Source organism: Pseudomonas sp. LBUM920, assembly GCF_003852315.1.
Classification (GTDB): domain Bacteria; phylum Pseudomonadota; class Gammaproteobacteria; order Pseudomonadales; family Pseudomonadaceae; genus Aquipseudomonas.
In genome coordinates this window covers 2,532,741-2,552,171 of the sequence record NZ_CP027762.1, presented here as the reverse complement: position 1 = coordinate 2,552,171, position 19,431 = coordinate 2,532,741, and the positions used below count along the sequence as shown (strand labels likewise).

25 protein-coding genes and 1 pseudogene are annotated in these 19,431 nt (G+C 61.3%); 15 read left to right on the top strand and 11 right to left on the bottom strand.

Features of this window, described 5'->3' with window-relative positions; all coding sequences use genetic code 11:
* Positions 1–34 precede the first annotated feature (34 nt).
* A complete protein-coding gene (locus tag C4J83_RS11960; protein WP_119735377.1) occupies positions 35–820 on the top strand; it encodes a DeoR/GlpR family DNA-binding transcription regulator in 786 nt (261 codons plus the stop codon).
* Here the strand turns inward: C4J83_RS11960 and C4J83_RS11955 are convergent.
* The 3 genes from C4J83_RS11955 to C4J83_RS11945 are packed head-to-tail and all read right to left on the bottom strand — an operon-like array spanning position 785 to position 2,156.
* On the bottom strand, positions 785–1,513 hold the full coding sequence (locus tag C4J83_RS11955; RefSeq protein ID WP_256660663.1) for a DUF72 domain-containing protein: 729 nt from the start codon (positions 1,511–1,513) through the stop codon (positions 785–787). The two genes, C4J83_RS11960 and C4J83_RS11955, sit on opposite strands and share 36 nt — an antisense overlap.
* Entirely contained in the window at positions 1,510–1,941 is a 432-nt protein-coding gene (locus tag C4J83_RS11950) for a DNA methylase (RefSeq protein ID WP_106580142.1), read from the bottom strand. The genes C4J83_RS11955 and C4J83_RS11950 overlap by 4 nt, the downstream gene beginning before the upstream one ends.
* A gap of 2 nt (positions 1,942–1,943) precedes the next feature.
* Entirely contained in the window at positions 1,944–2,156 is a 213-nt protein-coding gene (locus C4J83_RS11945) for a hypothetical protein (protein WP_119735379.1), read from the bottom strand.
* Between the two features lie 202 nt (positions 2,157–2,358).
* Between C4J83_RS11945 and C4J83_RS11940 the strand changes: the two genes are divergently transcribed.
* Together C4J83_RS11940 and C4J83_RS11935 are read left to right on the top strand one after the other, a co-directional pair.
* Entirely contained in the window at positions 2,359–2,862 is a 504-nt protein-coding gene (locus C4J83_RS11940; RefSeq protein ID WP_106580144.1) for a DUF4142 domain-containing protein, read from the top strand.
* A gap of 30 nt (positions 2,863–2,892) precedes the next feature.
* Positions 2,893–3,453: a type 1 glutamine amidotransferase domain-containing protein gene (locus C4J83_RS11935; RefSeq protein ID WP_106580145.1), complete on the top strand. Its 561-nt coding sequence runs from the start codon at positions 2,893–2,895 to the stop codon at positions 3,451–3,453.
* A 60-nt stretch (positions 3,454–3,513) separates the two neighbouring features.
* Here C4J83_RS11935 and C4J83_RS11930 read toward each other — a convergent pair whose 3' ends face one another.
* A complete protein-coding gene (locus C4J83_RS11930) occupies positions 3,514–3,720 on the bottom strand; it encodes a PLD nuclease N-terminal domain-containing protein (protein WP_106580146.1) in 207 nt (68 codons plus the stop codon).
* A gap of 161 nt (positions 3,721–3,881) precedes the next feature.
* Between C4J83_RS11930 and C4J83_RS11925 the strand changes: the two genes are divergently transcribed.
* The 4 genes and pseudogenes from C4J83_RS11925 (at position 3,882) to C4J83_RS11910 (ending at position 5,748) form a co-directional block, all read left to right on the top strand.
* A complete protein-coding gene (locus C4J83_RS11925; RefSeq protein WP_119735380.1) occupies positions 3,882–4,439 on the top strand; it encodes an ATP-dependent Clp protease proteolytic subunit in 558 nt (185 codons plus the stop codon).
* Positions 4,440–4,628: 189 nt separating this feature from the next.
* A complete protein-coding gene (locus C4J83_RS11920; protein ID WP_106580148.1) occupies positions 4,629–5,105 on the top strand; it encodes a PA2171 family ribosome-binding persister protein in 477 nt (158 codons plus the stop codon).
* A gap of 170 nt (positions 5,106–5,275) precedes the next feature.
* Positions 5,276–5,386 (top strand): annotated as a pseudogene (locus tag C4J83_RS31115) (KGG domain-containing protein); the annotation flags it as partial.
* A gap of 59 nt (positions 5,387–5,445) precedes the next feature.
* Positions 5,446–5,748 (top strand): hypothetical protein, encoded by a 303-nt coding sequence (locus C4J83_RS11910; protein WP_124417129.1) that lies wholly within the window; start codon positions 5,446–5,448, stop codon positions 5,746–5,748.
* A gap of 91 nt (positions 5,749–5,839) precedes the next feature.
* Here the strand turns inward: C4J83_RS11910 and C4J83_RS11905 are convergent, their stop codons facing one another.
* A complete protein-coding gene (locus C4J83_RS11905; RefSeq protein ID WP_124417128.1) occupies positions 5,840–6,385 on the bottom strand; it encodes a putative natural product biosynthesis protein in 546 nt (181 codons plus the stop codon).
* Between the two features lie 62 nt (positions 6,386–6,447).
* Positions 6,448–6,831 carry a DUF2946 domain-containing protein gene (locus C4J83_RS11900; RefSeq protein ID WP_119735384.1) on the bottom strand — a complete coding sequence of 128 codons (384 nt, stop codon included), beginning with the start codon at positions 6,829–6,831 and terminating at the stop codon, positions 6,448–6,450.
* 179 nt (positions 6,832–7,010) lie between these two features.
* Here C4J83_RS11900 and C4J83_RS11895 point away from each other — a divergent pair, with 179 nt between their 5' ends.
* The 3 genes from C4J83_RS11895 to C4J83_RS11885 all read left to right on the top strand — a co-directional run bounded on the left by C4J83_RS11895 (position 7,011) and on the right by C4J83_RS11885 (position 10,135).
* Positions 7,011–7,619, top strand: coding sequence for an SCO family protein (locus C4J83_RS11895; protein WP_119735385.1), 609 nt, complete (start codon positions 7,011–7,013; stop codon positions 7,617–7,619).
* Entirely contained in the window at positions 7,619–8,086 is a 468-nt protein-coding gene (locus tag C4J83_RS11890) for a copper chaperone PCu(A)C (protein ID WP_106580154.1), read from the top strand. Before C4J83_RS11895 ends, C4J83_RS11890 begins: the two co-directional genes overlap by 1 nt.
* Positions 8,087–8,512: 426 nt before the next feature.
* Positions 8,513–10,135, top strand: coding sequence for an argininosuccinate lyase (locus C4J83_RS11885; RefSeq protein ID WP_124417127.1), 1,623 nt, complete (start codon positions 8,513–8,515; stop codon positions 10,133–10,135).
* A 55-nt stretch (positions 10,136–10,190) separates the two neighbouring features.
* Here the strand turns inward: C4J83_RS11885 and C4J83_RS11880 are convergent, their stop codons facing one another.
* Positions 10,191–11,405: a cation:dicarboxylate symporter family transporter gene (locus C4J83_RS11880; protein WP_124417126.1), complete on the bottom strand. Its 1,215-nt coding sequence runs from the start codon at positions 11,403–11,405 to the stop codon at positions 10,191–10,193.
* Between the two features lie 117 nt (positions 11,406–11,522).
* On the opposite strand from C4J83_RS11880, the gene C4J83_RS11875 reads away from it, so the two are divergent.
* Entirely contained in the window at positions 11,523–12,437 is a 915-nt protein-coding gene (locus tag C4J83_RS11875; protein ID WP_106580158.1) for a LysR family transcriptional regulator, read from the top strand.
* 3 nt (positions 12,438–12,440) lie between these two features.
* Here the strand turns inward: C4J83_RS11875 and C4J83_RS11870 are convergent, their stop codons facing one another.
* Entirely contained in the window at positions 12,441–12,770 is a 330-nt protein-coding gene (locus C4J83_RS11870) for a DHCW motif cupin fold protein (RefSeq protein WP_119735388.1), read from the bottom strand.
* A 140-nt stretch (positions 12,771–12,910) separates the two neighbouring features.
* Here C4J83_RS11870 and C4J83_RS11865 point away from each other — a divergent pair, with 140 nt between their 5' ends.
* Positions 12,911–13,429 (top strand): HIT family protein, encoded by a 519-nt coding sequence (locus tag C4J83_RS11865; protein ID WP_124417125.1) that lies wholly within the window; start codon positions 12,911–12,913, stop codon positions 13,427–13,429.
* 686 nt (positions 13,430–14,115) lie between these two features.
* On the opposite strand, the gene C4J83_RS11860 is transcribed toward C4J83_RS11865, so the two are convergent.
* A complete protein-coding gene (locus tag C4J83_RS11860) occupies positions 14,116–14,598 on the bottom strand; it encodes a GNAT family N-acetyltransferase (protein ID WP_124417124.1) in 483 nt (160 codons plus the stop codon).
* 176 nt (positions 14,599–14,774) lie between these two features.
* Here C4J83_RS11860 and C4J83_RS11855 point away from each other — a divergent pair, with 176 nt between their 5' ends.
* A complete protein-coding gene (locus C4J83_RS11855) occupies positions 14,775–15,110 on the top strand; it encodes a hypothetical protein (RefSeq protein ID WP_124417123.1) in 336 nt (111 codons plus the stop codon).
* Here the strand turns inward: C4J83_RS11855 and C4J83_RS11850 are convergent.
* Entirely contained in the window at positions 15,100–16,713 is a 1,614-nt protein-coding gene (locus C4J83_RS11850; RefSeq protein WP_124417122.1) for an ATP-binding response regulator, read from the bottom strand. The genes C4J83_RS11855 and C4J83_RS11850 overlap by 11 nt on opposite strands.
* A 114-nt stretch (positions 16,714–16,827) precedes the next feature.
* On the opposite strand from C4J83_RS11850, the gene C4J83_RS11845 reads away from it, so the two are divergent.
* Positions 16,828–17,430 carry a LuxR C-terminal-related transcriptional regulator gene (locus tag C4J83_RS11845; protein WP_106580164.1) on the top strand — a complete coding sequence of 201 codons (603 nt, stop codon included), beginning with the start codon at positions 16,828–16,830 and terminating at the stop codon, positions 17,428–17,430.
* Here the strand turns inward: C4J83_RS11845 and C4J83_RS11840 are convergent.
* Complete coding sequence (locus C4J83_RS11840; protein ID WP_119735394.1) at positions 17,427–17,861, bottom strand: GNAT family N-acetyltransferase; 435 nt, start codon at positions 17,859–17,861, stop codon at positions 17,427–17,429. The two genes, C4J83_RS11845 and C4J83_RS11840, sit on opposite strands and share 4 nt — an antisense overlap.
* A 217-nt stretch (positions 17,862–18,078) precedes the next feature.
* On the opposite strand from C4J83_RS11840, the gene C4J83_RS11835 reads away from it, so the two are divergent.
* Positions 18,079–19,410 carry a flavin-containing monooxygenase gene (locus tag C4J83_RS11835; protein ID WP_372239300.1) on the top strand — a complete coding sequence of 444 codons (1,332 nt, stop codon included), beginning with the start codon at positions 18,079–18,081 and terminating at the stop codon, positions 19,408–19,410.
* The last annotated feature ends 21 nt before the right edge of the window (positions 19,411–19,431 follow it).

The following is a 19,431-nucleotide window of genomic DNA, read 5'->3' as shown; positions in this document are numbered from 1 at the left end:
AATCTCGCACAAACCCGCATAAAGACGCATAAACATGCAAAACACTCATCAAGCCATTGACCTGCCTTCGTTGCGCAAACAGAAGATCCTGTTGCTGCTGGAGCGCGACGGCAAAGTGACCGCATCCGAATTGGTGGATCACTTTGCCGTGTCCCAGGACACCATCCGCCGCGATCTCGGTGAACTGGCCGCCGCCGGCCTGTTGCAACGCGTGCACGGCGGTGCCCTGCCCCGGCCCAAAGACACCGGCAAAGACTTCTTCACCCGTGTGGGCGAGACCAATGAGGTCAAACGCCACCTTGCGCGCCTGGCCGCCGATCGCGTGGAAGACGGCCAGATCGTGCTGTTCGACTCCGGCTCGACCACGCTGCAAATCGCGCAATCCCTGCCACGCGCGATCCGCCTGACGGTGGTTACGCCGTCGCCGATGATTGCCATCGCCCTGGCCGACCACCCGGATGTGAAAGTGATTGTGGCGGGCGGCCAACTCAACCCTGCCACCTTGTCCACCAGCGGCCACGAAACCGTGCGCCTGATCCAAAGCATCAAGGCCGACCTGCTGTTTACCGGCGTGTGCGCGTTGCATCCGCAGGTGGGCATCAGCTCGTTGCATTTCGACGAAGTGGCGGTCAAGCAAGCGTTGCTCGACAGTGCCTCCCATGTGGTGGCGGTGACCATGGCAGACAAGCTCGGCGCGGTGGAGCCCTTTGTGGTGGGCCCGTGCAGCCGCATCCATACGCTGATCACCGAGTGGCACGTACCGAGTGTCGAAGCCTATGAGCAGTTAGGGCTGGAAGTGCTGCGCGTGGAGGTTGAGTAGGTACAAGGCATCGGCGGTGGCATGACCGCTGGCGGTGTTGTCGAAGATGCACCAGGTGGGAATGCCTGCGGCAACGTAGTGGCTCAGTTGCTGCGAGAATGCCTGCACGCGTTCCGGCCCATACGCGCTGTGATAAATACGCGGCGAGCCGTGCAATCGCCAATACTGCACGCCCTGCCAGCCGATGCCCGCGTCGATGACCGGCGGGTCGGCGACCACACGACCTATGTGTAAATCCTGCAATAACGCCTCGGCCTCAAGCCAGCTGGCATGGCGCGGTTCCAGGACCACGGCACCGGCAAAACGTTGGCGTAGCGCGGTGAAAAACGGCGCAGCAATCGCCGCGTCATAGCCGAAAGACGGTGGCAATTGAATCAGCAGGCAGCCCAGCTTTTCACCCAGTCTCAAGCACTGCTCAAGGAATTCATCCAGCGCGGTTTCGCAGCGCTGCAAGCGCAATTCATGGGTGATGCGCTTGGGCACCTTGACCGAAAAACGGAACGCCGGCGGCACCGATTGGGCCCAGCGCTCATAGGTCTTGGGCAGGTGCGGGCGATAAAACGAACTGTTGATTTCCACGGCGTTGAAACGCGACGCGTAACGCTGCAGGTGTGTACCCTCGCTCGCAAACGCCGCCCACTGTTCACGCGGCAAACTCCACCCCGCGCAACCCACATACAGCGCTGCCGTCAAAACAGCACCTTGGCGGCATCGCGCATGAAAATCTCGATGGTCTTGGGCCCGACTCCCGCAAATTCACCCAGGCGCTTTTCGAAGGCCTCACGGTCTTCGCTGGCGCTGCGAATATGGCTGATCTTGCCGCCATACTCGGCATTCAATTTGGCACTCAGGTCGAGCAAGCGCTGCGCCGTGGTTTCGTCATAGCGCACGTAATGCGCGCGCCCAAGCATCGACACCAACTCCCTGGAGGTGCAGTGCTGCAACTTGCGCGCGGTATCGCGGCCTTGCTCTTCAACAATCACCTTGTATGCCTGGGCAGCGATCGGCGCCTGAATGCGCTTGCCCATCAGGAAGCTGGCGATAAACCACTTGAACAGGCTGGCGTCGTCTTCAGGCCTTAATTCGATGCCCAACTGCGCAGCCGTAATCGACCTGGCCATGCTCAGTGGCCCAACTTGCGCTCAGCCTTGGCGGCTTGCTCGTTGATGGCGTCCGTTTGGCGTTCGATGTCTTTGATCGACGTGGGCGTCAGCACCTTGTCGACACTTTCAGTTTTTGGGTTCGGGCGTTCCAGCGTGTGGCCCTTGTCGGCTTTGTCGGTGCCTTTTTGGGCGTCTTCGGAACTGATCGGGGTTGGGGTTTTATCGGCAGTCACAGTCTGTCTCCAGGCAGTTGAAGGCCCACAAAAAATAGCAGGCGCTTATGCAGCAGAGCCTGTCGAATTTCGATAGTTCAAGGAAATTGGCATGCATGACCACCGGAGAAAAAACCGCGAATTAATTTAAACCTTTTGCCGAGGCGCCCCCTCAACAGTCAGGTACGGCATCACGCCACTGTCGATTTCAAGGAGATCCACCATGACTACTCTGCTGATGAAACAAATGGGCCTGACCTTTGTGCTGGTTGCAGGCTCGATTTCCACGGCCATGGCCGCAACGTCCAACAGCTTTGTCGACGACGCCGCCCAGGGCGGTATCACCGAGGTGGAAGCCGGCAAGCTGGCCCTGGAAAAAAGCAGCTCGGCCGACGTAAAGACTTTTGCGCAGCACATGGTTACCGACCACACCAAAGCCAATCAGGAACTGACGGCATTGGCGAAAAAGCTGGATATCGAAGTCCCCGATGACGCCGCCCTGACCGACAAGGCCAAAAAAGCCATTCTCGAAATGCGCGACGAGTCGTTCGACAAGGCCTACGCCAACAACCAGGTCGCCGCTCACGAAAAAACCGTCGAATTGTTCCAGAAAGAAGCCGCCTCCTCGGACAACGCCGAGCTGAAGGCCTTCGCCGCCAAGACCCTGCCGACCCTTGAAGCCCACCTGAAAATGGCCAAGGAGCTGCAAGCCAAGCACGACCACTAAAACCATCCCTGACCCAGGAGACACTCGACCATGAGTTCGCAACTCAACGGCAAGAAAATCCTCATCATCACCTCCAATACCGGTATCGAACGCGATGAGCTGGTCAAGCCACTGGAAGCGCTGCGCGGTTATGGCGCCACGGTGACTCATGCGTCCAGCAAAGGCGGCACCACTCAGACCTTCGTCGGTGACACCGAGAAGGACAAGACTGTGGAATCCGACGTGCAATTGTCTCAGGTTACCAGCAGCGACTTTGACGCCCTGGTTATCCCGGGCGGCACCGTCAACGCTGACACCTTGCGCCAGGATGCCGCCGCGCTGCGCCTGATCAATGACTTCGTCAAGGCCGGCAAAACCATCGCGGCGATCTGCCACGGGCCATGGACGCTGATCGATGCTGGCGTGATCAAGGGCAAAACCCTGACCTCGTACAAAAGCGTGCGGATCGACCTTGAAAACGCCGGAGCCGCCGGTTGGGTGGATGCCCAGGTCAAGGAATGCAAGGCCAATGGCTGGACCCTGATCACCTCGCGTACCCCGGATGACTTGCCGGCGTTCAACGAAGCGATTGCTAAAGCTGTTGCGGGCTAAACCACCCGCTTGAACGTAAACAGGCGCCCAATGGGCGCCTGTTTGCGGTCTTCAATGGACTCAGCTTTTACGCTGCTCGGCCATTTCACGTTTTGGCCCGAACAAGGCCCAGACAATCAGCCCGAACAGCGGCACGAAAATAAGAATGATCAACCACAGCCCTTTGGTCTCCCAGCCACCGGTGCTGCGTAATACGACGTTGATCGCCCATAGTTCCAAGATCAGCAGAATCACGGCCAGAATGATCCAGATAGTTTCCAATTGCATAGCTCACCTCCTGAGGTCTATGCATTAGGTCAAGCAGATGGCCTGAGGGTTCCATTCGATTTTCAGCAAGGGCTCACGCCCAACGGTTGCAGCTAATCCTGCGTGACCTTCTAGACTCAACACTGAATCACCTCGCCTGCACTGACTTAAGGAGGTTCAGGATGACCGAGCACGTTATCCACTTTCACTGCCAGATCGACCAGAGCACCACCGAGCGCTTTCGCGACTGTTGCCTGGACGCTATCGGCGAAGGCGCCAGTTCCCTGCTGCTGAACCTGTCGACCACCGGTGGCAGCACCAATTTCGGCTTTACCCTCTACACCTTCCTCAAGGCGTTGCCGGTGCCCTTGTGCGCGATCAACGCGGGCAACATCGAGTCCATGGGCATCATCATGTTCCTGGCGGCGAACCGACGCATCACCACGCCACACTCTCGATTCTTGATCCATCCGATGAACTGGTATTTCAGCCAGAGTTCAGTCGATCACCAGCGTCTGCGGGAATACCTGTCGAGCCTGGATAACGACCTGGCGCGCTATGTGAAAATCTATGAGTTGGAGACCACTCGTGCCGAGACCCAGCTGGACATTTTCAAGTGCCTGTCGGCTGAGGAAAAAGTCATCGCTGCGCATGAATCGCTGGCCTATGGCATCGCCCACGAGGTGCAACAGGTAGTGTTCGCCGAAGACATCAAGCATTGGAAGGTCAGCGGCGCATAGAGGCGGCGTATTGCAATCTGCCGCCCGCCCAACCATGCAAGCTGCACGAATTCGCTGCCTTGCATATCTTCTTATCTCATTGATTAATATAGATTTATTAAATTTATTCAAGTTGGTACAACTGATGCAACCTCCAGGGCACGAGGCGTGCACTTCGACATGCCCGAATGCTATCCGTGAGGTTTCACCATGAATGCAATCGACCTTCTCAAGGCTGACCACGAACGCGTCAAAGCGCTGCTGACCCAACTGAGCGAGTCCACCGAGCGTGGCGTCAAGAAACGCACTGAATTGCTGGCCAAACTCGAGATGGAAATCAGCCTGCACACCCGACTCGAGGAAGAGATCCTTTACCCGGCCTTCCGCAAGGCTGGCGGTAAAGAGCAGGACATCATGTACCACGAAGCCAAGGAAGAGCACCGCACCGTCGATGCCCTGGTGCTGCCCGACCTGAAACAGACCGAGCCGTCCACCACTGAGTTTTCCGGGCGCGTCAAAGTGGTCAAGGAACTGTTGGAGCACCACATCGAAGAAGAGGAATCCGAGATGTTCCCGCAGGCCAAGAAGCTGTTGGGCAAGACCGTGCTCGAAGCCCTTGGCGCAGAAATGGAAGCGATGAAAGCTGCGCACAAGAAAGCCCAGGGCGCCAAGCCGATCGCGGCCTGATGCCCGTTCGTCGCATGGCCACGAACTATTTCAAACTTTGATTTGGCTTACGCATTCCCAATTAGGCGACACCGTTGATTCATTCATTGAAGAGGGATTTTGAAATGGCTACCAGCGGAAAAACCACGACAGGTGCAGGCGGTAAAGCCAAGCCAGACACGGCCAAGAAAAGTGGCGGTCAAGGCTCCGGCGGCAATTTTGCCAACGACCGTGAAAAAGCTTCTGAAGCCGGCAAAAAAGGCGGAGCCCACAGCTCCGGCGGCGGCGCCAAGAAGTCTTGATTGAAGCACCACCGGGGCCCGGGTTTCCCGGGCTTCGGCCCACGCAAGGGGATTGAGTCATGAAGACCAGTATTTCCCACAGGATGTTGCTCGTCGTCGGCGTCTCAGCGCTGCTGGCGAGCCCTGCTTTCGCCGCCTTTGGCGATGCCGTCGCCCCCGCCGCGAATTCACTGAGCGGTAACAGCGCAGCAGGTTCTGCTCTGCCGCCAGGCACCTATCCGAGCAGCCCTTCCGACAGCGACAAAAAAACGGAAACGCCACCCAAAGAGAAGGCCTCGACGAGCGGGACTTCACACAAGCAACTCGACGCGAAAAAAACCCAGAAAAAGACGCCGCGCAGCAGCGGCGGCAGCAGCAACTAGCCACTCACAAGGGCCAGGTGAAACGCCTCGCCAGCTACCTTGCTGCCGAGGCCACGGCGTGGCCTGGGACCCGCCGCGACCTCCCAGGGACTCAGGGCACCGGCAACCAACCGCTGAAATCACCCTGACGGTTCAACGGGCACCAGCCAAAGTCATCCAGCGGCGCTGGCAATGGCTGATGTTCGACGCCTTCCAACCCACTGCCCTTCCAATCGAAAATCCTCGCCCCTCGCCACCCCAGAACCACGCCCTGCGCCTGGCTTTGATCGGTAGTGATCCAGCGCGCCGCCGCGGCCGCCATGAAAGCCTCGATGGGCTCCTCGTCAATCTGTGATCGATACCCCGAGGCGAGCAGCCAGCGGCAGACGTTGAGGTGGTACGTCCAATCCAGCGGCGGCTGGTTGTGATAGGCCCAGGTCATGAAACTGCGAAACAGGTTCAACCCTTCCGGAGGATCCAGCTTGAGCAAGGCCGGGCAGATGTCGAACAAGGTGTGCCAATACGGCAATAAACGCGCATCCAGGTGCACGAAACAGCGCGAATTGCTCGGGTAATCAGGCAGCGTCGGTTCGGCGCGCATACGCCGAGATGCCTTGCTGACCAGGCGACTGGCGCCTGCAGGCAATACAGAGATCATCAAATACACTCACAGTCGTGACGATAGAACGCCTCCTGAACACAGGAGACCCAAGGCACACGTCAGAATGCGGGGGAAGCGCGAGGGTTGGCCGAGGGCCAGGAATAACGCGGCGGCGCCTTGTTGCGCCGCTCATGGGCAGGACGTGGGGCGTGTCCGAGCCCCAACAGCCAGGCCAGCCCGATGAGGAACACGATGGCCACGGTGACGGCAGCGCATACCGGGCAGGCAAAGTAGTTCGAGATGTTGCCAGAAGACGGGTTACCCAACCCTTTGTCGGAAAGTGGCGCCTGGCTGCCGTCCACCGAGCAGAACGCACCGCCAATGCCGTTGAGCTGCTCGCCAAGCATCTGTCCATGGCCCAAACCGCAGACGAACAGGTTCATCAGCACGCAGAAGTACAGGGCCCAGGCGATCAGCGAACGGTCGGGGTGGCTCAATTTCATGGCGGCGACTCTACCACTGAAGCGCCAAAGGGATGAAGCACGGCGCGCCCTGTGGCAGAACGTCGCAGATTACGTGGGCTGGCCTGGGTTGGTAGACTGTGCGCCCGCATCATTACTCCTTTTCAAAGCCTGCTATGCCGTTGCAGAGTCATCCAGGCGTTTCACAGGATGCACAGTTGATGAGTACGTTATTCACCCGCCGCAAAGTGCTGACCGGTATGGGCCTGTTGGGCCTGGGCAGCCTGCTGGGCGGCTGTGATTACAGCCCCAAGCTGAACTTCAAGTACGGCAAGGACCTCAGTGACAAGATCATGGGCCGCACCTTCAAGCTCAAGAACACCGACGGTGAAACCGTCACCCTGAGCTCGTTCCGTGGCTTGATGCCGGTGGTGTTCTTCGGCTTTACCCAGTGCCCCGCCGTGTGCCCGACCACTCTGGCCCGCGCCGCCCAGGCCAAGAAGCTGATGGGCCGCGACGGCGAGATCATGCAAGTGGTGTTCATCACCCTCGACCCCGAGCGCGACACCCCGGCGATTCTCGACAAGTACGTCAAGGCCTTCGACCCAAGCTTTGAAGCGCTCTACGGCACCCCGGAAGAAATCGCCGTGGCCGCCAAGGAGTTCGGGATCTTTTATGAAAAGATCCCCGCCGGCGACACCTACACCCTGTCGCACACGGCCACCAGTTTCGTCTTCGACACCCGCGGCAACCTGCGCCTGGGCCTGTCGGCATCCCTTACCGCTAAAGAGTGCGCAGAAGACCTGCTCACCGTCATGGAGGTCTGCTAATGACTGCTGTTCAACACCTCAAGCGCACCCTGATCGGCCTGTCCCTGCTGGGCCTTGCGGCGCACGCCAGTGCCCAGGTGCTGGTGACCGACGCGTGGGTTCGCGCCTCTGTGCCGGGCCAGCCGTCCAGCGGCGCGTTCATGACCGTCACCGCCGACAGCGACAGCAAACTGCTCAGCGTGGCGTCGCCGGTGGCCAAGGACGTGCAGATCCATGAGATGAGCATGAAGGACGACGTGATGCGCATGGGCCCGGTGGACTCGGTCGCCCTGCCTGCGGGCAAAGCGGTCAAGCTCGACCCCAATGGTTACCACGTGATGCTGATGGGCCTGACCGGGCAAATCAAGGAAGGCGACCAAGTGCCGCTGACCCTGACGGTGGAGAACGCCAAAGGCGAGAAACAGTCGATTGAAGTCAAAGCGCCAGCCCGTGGGCTGGACGGCATGGACCACAGCACGATGCACTAAGCCACCTCGTGGCGAACCGCGCTTGTTGCAACGAGCCGGCTTGGCGTGTCGAGCAGCTTGTGGTGGATAGCGGGCTTAGCGTGGCGAGCGGGCTTGCCCCGCGTTGGGCTGCGCAGCGGCCCCAGTCAATCCACCGCAATCCATCAGCAATAACGCGGCGCCTGGTTTCAGGGCCGCTTCGCGCCCAACGCGGGGCAAGCCCGCTCGCCACAACAGGCCCGCTCGCCACCCCAAGGCCGCTCGCCACGATAAGCTAGCCCAACACAACAAGCCCTTCCCAGCCCACGCCAACGCCATATCCAAAAGCTCTGCCCTCAACACTTTCTATATATTTTCAATCTACAAACAGACCCGATAGCCTGATGTTGACGCGCGCGCCTCACCGCGTTCGACGGCTCATAATTCCAACAATAATCGGGTACCACTGTGAACACATCTCCCCGCGCCCTCAAAAGCCTGCTTCACCTGGCTGTGGCCTTCGCCCTGTTCCACAGCGTCGGCGCCCAGGCGGCCAACACCGGCGAACTGCCCTGCGCCACCACCGAACAATGCGCGGCCCAGGCGGCCAAAGTCGGTGCCACGCCCGACAGCGCGCAAACCGGGCACAACGCCAAGGGCGACCCGACCCAGACTCAATTCGCCTGGCTGAACCGCATCAACAAGGCCTCGATCGTAATGCTCACCGAAGAAGGCATCGTGGCGCCGGCCATGGGCCAGAAGATCGCCGGTGGCGTGCGTTACGCCATTGCCCAGGCCGACCAGCCCGGCGGCAAGCGCCCCAGCGATGTGCTGCAGCTGGAAAAAATCATGACCGACAAGATCGGCCCTGAAGCCTCATTGATTCACTCCGGCCGTAGCCGCCAGGACATGCTCGCCACCTACCGCCTGGCCGCCCTGCGCAGCCAGGTGCTGGCCTACAGCGAGGCACTGAACGCCACCCGCCTGCGCCTGCTCGACATTGCCGACAAGAACGTCGACACCCTGGTGCCTGCCTACACCAACGGCGTGCAGGCCATGCCCATCAGTTACGCGCATTACCTGCTGGCGTTTGAAGCCGCCTTCGACCGCGATGGACAGCGCATCCGCGAGCTGTACGCCCGCTTGAACCAGAGCCCGATGGGCACTGCGGTGCTGGCAAACTCGGCTTACCCGCTGAACCGCGAGCGCCTGGCTGAACTGCTGGGCTTTGATGGGGTGCGCGAGAACTCGCTGGATTCGAGCCAGGTCTCGACCTACGACATTCCCATCGAGGCGGCCAACCTGGCGTCATCCTCGGCAATTCGCGTGGGCGCGATGATCGGCGACATTCACACCCAGTACCACCAGATCCGCCCGTGGTTGTTGCTCGATGAAGAAGCCACCTACACCAGCAGCGCCATGCCGCAAAAACGCAACCCGGGCTTGCTGATGCGTGCACGTGAAAGCGCCTCGGACGTGGTCGGCCTGGCCCAGGCCGTGACGCTGCGCGCGCACAACGTCACCACGGGCATGACCGATTACAAGTTTGCCTTCGACTCGCTCGGCGTGTTCCGCTCGACCACCGAAATGTTCGAGGCCATGGACGCGGTACTCGACGCCCTGCAGATTAACCCGCAGCGCGCGCTGGAAGAACTCGAATCGGAATGGACCACCTCGATGGAGCTGGCCGACACCCTGGAGCGCCAATACAAGGTGCCGTTCCGCATCGGTCACAGCTTTGCCTCGTTGATCGTCACCCAAGCGCGCAGCAACGGCACCACGCCGAAGACCTTCGCGTACGCCGATGCGCAGAAGCTGTATAGGCAGGCGGCGGACACGTACAAGTGGACACCGAACACCTTGCCGCTGGATGAAGCGGGCTTGCGAGCCGCGCTGTCGCCGACCACCATGGTGCAGACGCGCAAAGGCACCGGCGGCCCGCAACCGCAGGAGGTCAAGCGCATGCTGGTGGAGGCGCGCAAGACGTTGGAGGGGGATCAGCAGTGGCTCAAGGAGCGACGTGAAAAGCTCAAAGGCGCCGAAGAAAACCTCGACACGGCGTTCGACAAACTGGCCAACACCAACGGTTGAAGCGCATTCCAAAGGTGAGAGCGGGCTTGCTCGCTTCCACCTTTTTGCGCCGGGTTCAGTCTGAAATCGCCATTTGCCGGCGCAACATCTCAGGATCTATCGACTTCTGCCGTCGGCATATCGCCAGGCATGCCACACAGTTGCCCAGCACATTGGTCAGCGAGCGGCATTTCATCAGCCGCTCCACTCCCAGCAATAATCCCACCGCTTCCAGCGGCACCCATTGCAGGATGTTCAAGGTCGCGATCAAGGTGAGCAGCGCCGAACCTGCCACGCTGGTCGAACTTAATGAAGTGATCAGGCACACCAGCAACACCGCGGCCAATTGCGGCACTGCCATTTCCACCCCGCCCCTGTGCGCCAGAAACATGATGGCCGTGGTCAGGTACAGGTTGGTGCCGGCCAGGTTGAAGGTGTAGCCGGTGGTCAAAACAAGCCGCACTAATTGACGGTCACAACCTGCCGCTTCAAGTTTGCTCACGCAACCAGGAAGTGCTGCCACGGAAGAACCGGTGAAGGCCACCAGTAACAATTCTTCTTTTAAATAAACAATAAGGCTGGGCAACTTGATACCCACCCACCGCGTGATAGCCGCGAACACAATCATCACAAATAAGGCACAGGTTATATAAATAACCAGCACAAACTTTATCAAGGGCACTACCGAACTAACGCCATACTTGCCCACCACAAACGCCATGGCGCCAAAGGCCGCCAACGGTGCCCATTGCAAGATAATCCGCAACAGATAAAACAACCCTTGCACCGCGGTTTCCAAACCGTTCAGGCAGCGATTGGCGAAGGCGCCGCCACGCCCCAGCAGCAGCCCGCAGATGATCGCCGCCAGCATCACTTGCAGCACCAGGCTTTGCGTAAACACGTGATAAAGCGTTGACCACGAGCACAGCAGGGACAGCTCAGTCATCCCCAGTGCAGGTGCAGGCGGCGCGGGCAAGGCGCCATGCCCGAGGTTGAACGCCCAGCCGGTGGCCATGCCGACCAGCAGCGCAGCGCAGGACATCAATTGGAAATACACAATGATCCGACGCACCACATGCCGCTGACCGGGCGCGCGCTGGATACCCGCAACCCCGGTGGCCACCAGTACAAACAGCAGAAACGGCATCAATAAACCGACTAACTTTATAAAGCCGTCACTGAGCAGTTTCAGGTCAACTGCCCGCTCCGGATACGCCCAACCCACCGTTATGCCGAGTGCGATGGCAATCAAAATAGACAGGCTTGTGTTGCTGGCGTATCGGATCGACATCAGCGCTCTTGCCTGTTTTTATTTATTGTTATTGTCGTTAACCGCCGCGTTCGGCATATTGACCGCCTGGCCGCTTCTAGCCGCAGATAATAAAGTCTTGTCACGGGATACACCACCATGGAACTTCGTCATCTGCGCTATTTCATCATGGTGGCCGAAGAGCGACATTTCACCCGTGCCGCCGCGCGCCTGAACATGCAGCAACCGCCCCTCAGCCAACAGATTCGCGCCCTCGAACAGGAACTGGGTTTCGACCTGTTCAAACGCCATCCCAAGGGCGTCGACCTCACCGCCGGCGGCCTGGTGTTTCTCGACGAAGCCCGCGTGATCCTCGCCCGCGTCGAGCACGGCGCGCTCAAGGCCTCCCGTGCTGCCCAGGGCATCGAAGGCACGCTGGTGATCGGTTTTACCAGCTCGGCTGCCGCTCACCCGCTGATCCCGCGCATCATCCGCGCCTACCGCGAGCGCTACCCCGGCGTGGAACTGTCGATCAACGAAGGCAGCGCCCGGGAAGTGACCGAGGACGCCATCGAAAAACGCATCGACATCGGCATCCTGCGCGCGCCGGTCAGCACCCATCAAAGCCTGACATTCCACCGTCTGCTCAACGAAGAAATGCTGCTCGCCCTGCCCACCGGGCATCCCTTGCTCAAAGAGCCTGGCAGCACCCTGCCGCTGATCGCGCTCAAGGACGAACGCTTCATCCTGGTCCGCCGCCCCGGCGCGCCGGGCATGTACGCCAACCTGATCACCGCCTGCCAGAACGCCGGGTTCGAACCGAAGATCGCCTTTGAGGTGGAACGCATGCTGACCAACGTCAGCCTGGTAGCGGCTGGCGAAGGCATCTCGGTGGTGCCGGCGTCGATGCGCGATGTGCACCGCGAAAGTGTGGTGTATTGCCGGATCAGCGACGCCAGGCCCAAGCTGCTGGCGCCGATTACCCTGGTGCGGCGCGCGTTCAACCCGTCGGCGCCGCTGCAGAACTTTATTGACCTGGCGCGGGCGTCTGCTGGGGTGTATCGCAAAGGGTGAGGCTCAATCCACGATAAACAGCTTCGCGCCGGTGAGGGTGGATGAGCGATGCCCTTCCATGTCATTGCCCACCTGGTAACTCATCCCGGCCGTGAGGGTGAACTGGCGGCCGTCTTCCAATTGCGTGTGCAATTGCCCTTCCAGACACAGCAACACATGCCCGCGCCAGCACCAATGATCGGCCAGGTAACCGGGCGTGTATTCGACCATGCGCACACGGGTGGTGCCGAAGTGGCACGTGCGCCACAGGGCATTGCCGGTGACGCCTGGGTGCAGTTCAGGTTCGAGGGTGGACCAGTCGGTGGTGGCAAACGGGACGGCGGTCAGTTGCATGGTGGGCTCGGTCATTATTTAACGTGGCTCGACCCTATCCGCCCGCCACGCGCAGCGGTAGACACAGATCGCCGGCTTTTGTGGGATACAGGAGCTCGCGCTTGTTATCCTGCCCGCCCGGCTCTCATGGACGCGTGCTTATGCCGATCGACCCCGCTTTCATCCTTCACCAAACCGAGCACTGGCGGCTCAATCATCACCTGGCGTCAAAGCTGCCGGGCTACCTGATGCTGGGTGCCAAGGCACCAATCGACTCGCTCGCCGACATGCCGGAAGCCGCGCTGGCTGAGCTGGGGGGCTTGCTGGCTAAAACCCAACGGGTGATCGAGGCGCAGCTGCAGCCCAAATGGCTGTACATCAGCCGCTACGGGCACATGCCCGGCTTCCCGCTGCACTTTCACTTCATCCCGGTGTACGACTGGGTCGAGCAGACGTTTTGGCAGGACCCGCGATACCGCGTGCTGCAACGTTTTGGCACCCAGGAGCCAGCGCAGACGCTGACCGACGGGGCCGAGTTGACGCTGTTTGTATGGCGCGAGTTCGGCGAAAGCCCAACGCCGCCGGCGGTTCAGGGGGACTCGGTTAAACAGGTTATCGAGCGACTGCGCACGGCCCTTCAAGCCCACCCCCGATCCCCTGTGGGAGCTGTCGAGCTTTAGCGAGGCTGCGAAGGCGGCGGCACTGCCGAAATAATTGTTGCCTGAACCACCGCTTTCGCAGCCTCGCCGCGGCTCGACAGCTCCCACACGGACCGCGCCCATGCCCAGACGCCGGCGAGCCTTCGGTTGATCCCCTGCGCACGCCCCCCCTCAAGCCCGCCCCCAATCCCCTGTGGGAGCTGTCGAGCTTTAGCGAGGCTGCGAAGGCGGCGGCACTGCCGGAACAACGGTCGCCTGACCCACCGCTTTCGCAGCCTCGCCGGGGCTCGACAGCTCCCACACGGACCGCGTCCATGCCCAGCGCCGCCGAGGCTTCGGTTGATCCCCTGCGCACGCCCCCTTCAAGCCCGCCCCCGATCCCCTGTGGGAGCTGTCGAGCTTTAGCGAGGCTGCGAAGGCGGCGGCACTGCTGAAATAATTGCTGCCTGAACCACCGCTTTCGCAGCCTCGCCGGGGCTCGACAGCTCCCACACGGATCGCGTCCATGCCCAGACGCCGCCGAGGCTTCGGTTGATACCCTGCGCACGGCCCTTCAAGCCCACCCCCGATCCCCTGTGGGAGCTGTCGAGCTTTAGCGAGGCTGCGAAGGCGGCGGCACTGCTGAAATAATTGTTGCCTGAACCACCGCTTTCGCAGCCTCGCCGGGGCTCGACAGCTCCCACAGCGATCATCGATGTTAGCCGGAGCTAGTTCGCGTCCTCGGCAACCAGTCGCTTGGTCATCGGTATACACGCCAGTGTCAGCCCCGACGGCGAGTGATACACCGCTTGTTTGTCGCCCGCATAACCGCACGCTCTGTAGAAGCTCGCCGCGTTGAGCGTCGAATCCAGCACGACGTGCTCAATGGCCAGTTCCCGCGCGAGGTTTTCCAAGTGATCAAGCATTGCCTTGCCGTACCCGCGTCCGGCAAATTCAGGGAGCACAAACAGCGCGCCCACTTCGTGGTTATCCGGGTCGAGCATCCCGGTGACCACGGGCTCGCCATTCACCCAGCCCAGGTAAAACGGCTTGTCCATCAGCGCGCTGTAGCCGTCTTCGGCGCGGCCGCGGGTCCACAGCAGCATCTGTTCGCGGCTGTAGGCGCCGATGCATTGGCTGCGGATGGCCAAGAGGCGAATGTCGAACGCCGCCTGGGCGTCCGCTTGGGTGGCGCGTTTAATCTGCAGCATGCTTCTCTCCGTCCATGACCTCATCGTGCCATTAGCACACTTGTGCTAATCGACCCCTTTGCCCGGCGGCGCTATATTCCACGGCACTTCCAACGCTCCCCCCGGCACCGCACGCCTGTTGCGCGAGGGTGCCTTGCGCGCTGGAAAAACCCTGACAATCCCAAGGAAGAACCCTCATGAACCTGCACGCCTGCGTTACCCGTCTCACCCTGCTTGGCGCCCTGATCATCAGTGTCGCCGGTTGCAGCAACGTCAAGCCCAATGAAGACCATCTCAAGACGCTGTCGGAAACCAACCTCGGTGAGCCGGTCAAGCGTATCTCCAACGTGCGCAATGACTCCATGACCACCTACTACATCGCCAGCACCGCGTCTGGTGATTACAACTGCACCGTGCCCAGCGGTGCCAGCGGCGGCTTGTTCACCGTGGCCAGCTTTGGCTTGATGAAACCCAGCGCCTGGTGCATGCCCAAAGGCGCCAAAGGCGGTCAGGCCGCACCGTTCATGCAGTGACGGCTGGCTGGCTGAGGTCACGCAGCGTGCCGCGTAGCTCCGCAGGCCGCACCGGTTTGGACAGAATCGCGATCTTGCGGTCATGCAGGGCCGCCTGGATTTTTTCCACGTCGTGCCCGGTCAGGATCAGCGCCGGCACCGCCCAGCCGCGTTGCTGGCACAGGGCATCGATGCACTCGATGCCGGTGGCGTGGTTGCCCAGGTCATAGTCGGCGACGATGATGTCGCAGTCGCTGACCAGGCCCTGCCCGCTGGATTCGGCCTGCACCTCGCAGCCCCAGCGCTCCAGCAAGGCCTGGGTGGCCAACAGCACGTTGTGGTCATCTTCCACCAGGCAAACTTTCAGACCCGTCAGCAAGCCGGCCTGGCGCGGGTCGTCTCGCGCCGCCGGTTGGCGCGGCGCCGTCGCCAGTGCCAGGCCGTACAGGCTCACGGAGGTGCCATGGCCCAGCCCAGAACGCAGGCTCACGTGCACGCCCATCAACTGCCCCAGCCGCTTGACGATGGACAGCCCCAGGCCCACGCCTTCGACGTCCTTGTCACGCAGTTGGCGTACCCGATAGAACTCTTCGAAGACCTTCGCCTGATGCTCCTCGGCAATGCCCCGCCCCTGGTCGTGCACCTGAAGCGACACGCCGCCGTTGCGAATGCGCGCGCCGATCAGTACTGGCCGCTGCGCGCCATATTTGAAGCAATTGGAGAGCAGGTTTTGCACCATCGTCGCCAACATCGCGGGGTCGACCTGCACCCAATACGCACACGGCCGCAGGCGCAGTTGCACCCCGGCCCAGTGCGCCGCCTCGGCGTGCTGGTGCACCAGGTCGGCGAGGAATTCGCCCAGGTGAATCACTTGGTATTTGGGCAACAGCCTGCCGTTGTCGAGGGTGTAGAGGTCGAGAATCGAACGGAACAGCTGCGACACGTTGAGCAGCGAGCGGTCGATATTGTCCACCAACCGCTGTTCGTCATGCCCAAGCTTTGCCTCACGCAAACACGCCGTAAACAGCCCGATGGAGTGGATCGGCTGGCGCAGGTCGTGACTGGCCTGGGCCAGGAACCGCGATTTTTCCAGGTTGGCCGCGATGGCCTCTTCGGACGCCTTGCGCGTGCGCTCGAGCAAAATATGCGCGTACACCGGGATCACCGTGCTGGTGATCATCAGCATCAGCACCATGAACGGTTGCGCCTGCCACAGGGGCGTCAGCCGGTACACGATCAGCAGCGCGAGCAACGCCAGCCCCGTGGCAATCGCCAGGTAGCGCGAGCCGTAGCGCATGCCGTTGCCCAGGTTGACCCACACCATCACGGCATACAGCGGCAATGCCGCTTCACCGCCCACCACCAGCCCGAACGAGGTGCCGGTGTAGTCGTGGATCATGCCCAGCACCCGCCGCGTCGGGTAATGCCCGGGCCAGCGCGCGATGACCTGGCGCAGCGCGATGGAGGCCAGCAGGAACGCGACGATGTACAGGATCACCGGCACGTAGGTGTCCACCGACTGACCGGGAAAGAACCCCAGCGCGCCGATGTAGATAATCGCGATGGCGGCCACCACAATGCGCAGGTTGGCCTGATCGAGTTCGGAGTGGGTCTCATGACTCATGGATGACGTCCTTGTGCGGCAATCGATCTGTCCGGAACGCGCCAGAAGCGTCCCTGTGGCGCGGTGCTAAAGTAGCATGGCACAACACTCGCTTGCCCCAGGAAGGAGCACACCATGACCGGCCGGATCATCATAGCCGACGACCACCCGATGTTTCGCGAAGGCATGCTGCGCACCGTGCAGCGCCTGCTGCCCGAGGCCGTGGTGCAAGAGGCCGGCGACCTGGACGCGGTGCACGCATTGACCCGCGACGGCAGCGATATCGACACACTGATCCTCGACCTGCGCTTTCCCGGCCTGACCTGCATGAGCCAGCTGGCCGAGCTGCGCCAGCACTTGCGGCGCAGCACCTTGATCGTGGTGTCGATGGTGGATGACCCGGCGCTGATCGAGCAGGTTATGGCGCTGGGTGCCGACGGGTTTATCGGCAAGAACATCACCCCGGACGAAATCGGCCAGGCGCTCCTGGCGATTCGCGACGGCGAAGTGCTGGTCAAGTTCGCGCCCTCCGGCCTGCTGCCCCTGGGCACCCCCACCCTCACCGCGCGCCAGCAAGAGGTGCTGCGCCTGATCGCCCAAGGCAAGACCAACAAGGAAATCGCCAAAGCCCTGGCGATCTCGCCATTCACCGTGCGCATTCACGTGTCGTCGCTGCTGCGCAGCTTGAAGGTGCCCTCGCGCGCGGCGGCGGCCGTCAAGTACTGCGCCGAGCGCTAGGCGTTTTCGTTGCCGGGGCGCGTGAAGGAATAACGGTCGATGTCCGTTCGCAGCGTCCAGCCCTGCCCTTGCCAATACGCGGCGGCATGGGTGTTGGTCTTGAATACATCGAGGTGGCATTTGTCGATGCCCAGTTGCTCCAGCGCACCGAGGCAGCGCTCGATCAGTGCCTGGGCGATGCCTTGGCGGCGATAGTCCGGCAGCACCAGCAGGTGTTGCAGATAGCCACGCCGGCCATCATGGCCGCACATCACGCAGGCGATCACCCGGCCGGCGGCGTGGGCGACAAAACTCATCTCGGGGTTGCGCGCCAGGTAGCGCTCGGTGGCCTCGCGGGAATCGGCGTCGCGCAGGGAAATGCCCGGGGTGTTTTGCATCAGGGCGAGGACCGCGTCGTAGTCGGCGGGGGTCATTACACGGATCGTAGGCATGGCGTCTGTCCAATGTGGGAGCGGGCTTGCTCGCGAAGGCGATGGCTCAGTGAAAGCTATATTGACTGAAATCCCCCATGCGCGGGCAAGCTCGCTGCCACGTTCGCTCTGCGCCATTCAGCGCGATCGTGTCAGCCGCTCTGCATCCGATATTTATGCTCTGTTCCCAGCTTAATAATATTTTATTAAAAATCGCCCTCCCCCTAGCCTTGACGCCATGCCCAAGCTGAATCCAACTGCATTACGCAAGGACAGACACATGACGCAAGCAATAACAAAAACAGACACCCTGGTTGTGGGAGCCGGTCAGGCTGGCGTGGCCATGAGCGAACACCTGAGCAAGCACGGTGTGCCGCACCTGGTGCTGGAGCGCAGCCGCATCGCCGAGCGCTGGCGCACCGGGCGGTGGGATTCGTTGGTGGCCAATGGGCCGGCCTGGCATGACCGTTTTCCAGGCCTTGAATTCGATGACGTCGCCGCCGATGGTTTCGCGCCTAAAGAGCGCGTGGCCGATTACTTTGAAGCCTATGCGCGCAAATTCAACGCACCGATCCGCACCGGCGTGGAGGTGACCTCTGTGGTGCGCAATGTCGGCCGCCCGGGCTTTACCGTGCACACCAGCGAAGGCGTCATCGAAGCCAACCGCGTCGTCGCGGCCACCGGGCCGTTCCAGAAACCGGTGATTCCAGCAATTGCGCCCAAAGACTCCGCGCTGCACCAGATCCATTCCGCCGACTATCGCAACCCTGCGCAACTGCCCGCCGGCGCCGTGCTGGTCGTGGGTGCCGGCTCGTCCGGCGTGCAGATCGCCGATGAATTGCAGCGCTGCGGCCGCCAGGTGTACCTTTCGGTCGGCGCCCACGACCGCCCGCCGCGTGCCTACCGCAACCGCGATTTCTGCTGGTGGCTGGGCGTGTTGGGCGAATGGGATCAAGCCGCGATGAAGCCTGGCCGCGAGCACGTGACCATTGCAGTGAGCGGTGCCCACGGCGGCAAGACCATCGATTTTCGCGAGCTTGCCCAGCAAGGCATGACCCTCGTCGGCCTGACTCAATCCTTCAACGGCAGTACCGCCACCTTCCAGGCGAATTTGGTGGACAACCTGAAACGAGGCGATGAGAACTACCTGGCCCTGCTGGACGCGGCAGATGCCTACATCGAGCGCAATGGCCTCGACCTGCCGATGGAACCCGAAGCACGCCGCGTGTTCCCCGACGCCGAATGCATCAAACACCCGATCCTGGAACTGGACCTGGCAGAGGCCGGTATCACCTCGATCATCTGGGCCACCGGCTTTGCCGTGGATTACAGCTGGCTGAAGGTCGATGCCTTTGACGCCGCCGGCAAGCCGCAGCACCAGCGCGGCGTGGCCCCCGAATCGGGGATTTACTTCCTCGGTTTGCCTTGGCAATCGCGCCGTGGCTCGTCCTTTATCTGGGGCGTTTGGCATGACGCCAAGTACGTGGCCGACCACATTGCCATCCAGCGCCAATACCTTGAGTACCGTGAACCCGCACCGATTGTTCAACCCTCACCTGTCAGCGCCTGATCACTTTTTTCTGGAGTTTTT